Below are 678 nucleotides of genomic sequence, written 5' to 3' on the forward strand. Positions count from 1 at the left end.
CAGGGCCACATACAGGCGCCCGTCTGCCTCGTCGCTGGCGTACTCGGCAAGCAGCCGGAAGCCCTGCCGCTTGCGGCCATTCTGGGCGATGATGGACACCTTCCAAAGCCGTTCAATGCAGTCCCTGATGGGCTTTGAGTCCTCGATATTGGCATAGCCTATTTCACGAGCCAGCGCCCGATAGCTACCCTTGACCACCATGGCGTCAGCGGTAACGGCTTCCCATTTGGGTTCCAGGAACAGCCGGAGCTGCCGTCCGCCTTCGGTCTTGGGTTCCGGGCCAAGCACTAGGCCATTAGGCCCAGCCATGGCCACCAGCCCTTGCAGGATGCGCAGATCATCAGCGCCCAGCGGCTCCGGGCCGCTGAACTCGATCCGCTTGCCGTCGCCGTAGTCATACGTCACGTCCAGCTTGCTGCGCTTGCGCTCGCCCCGCTTGAGGGCACGGAACAGGCCGGGGGCCAGACAGTGCGCCGGGTCGTGCCGGACGTGGCTGAGGCTGTGCTTGTTCTTAGGCTTCACCACGGGGCACCCCCTTGCTCTTGCGCTGCCTCTCCAGCACGGCGGGCTTGAGCACCCCGCCGTCATGCCGCCTGAACCACCGATCAGCGAACGGTGCGCCATAGTTGGCCTTGCTCACACCGAAGCGGACGAAGAACCGGCGCTGGTCGTCGTCCA

The 678-nt window shown here is 64.7% G+C and carries 1 protein-coding gene; it reads right to left on the reverse strand.

Annotation, left to right across the window (positions count from 1 at the left end; translation table 11 throughout):
* Nucleotides 1-525: replication protein C, IncQ-type (gene repC / locus R7Q09_RS25925; protein WP_318143915.1), on the reverse strand; the 525-nt coding region annotated here is incomplete at its 3' end.
* Nucleotides 526-678: the final 153 nt, after the last annotated feature.

Source organism: Vibrio sp. 2130-1 (assembly GCF_033339515.1).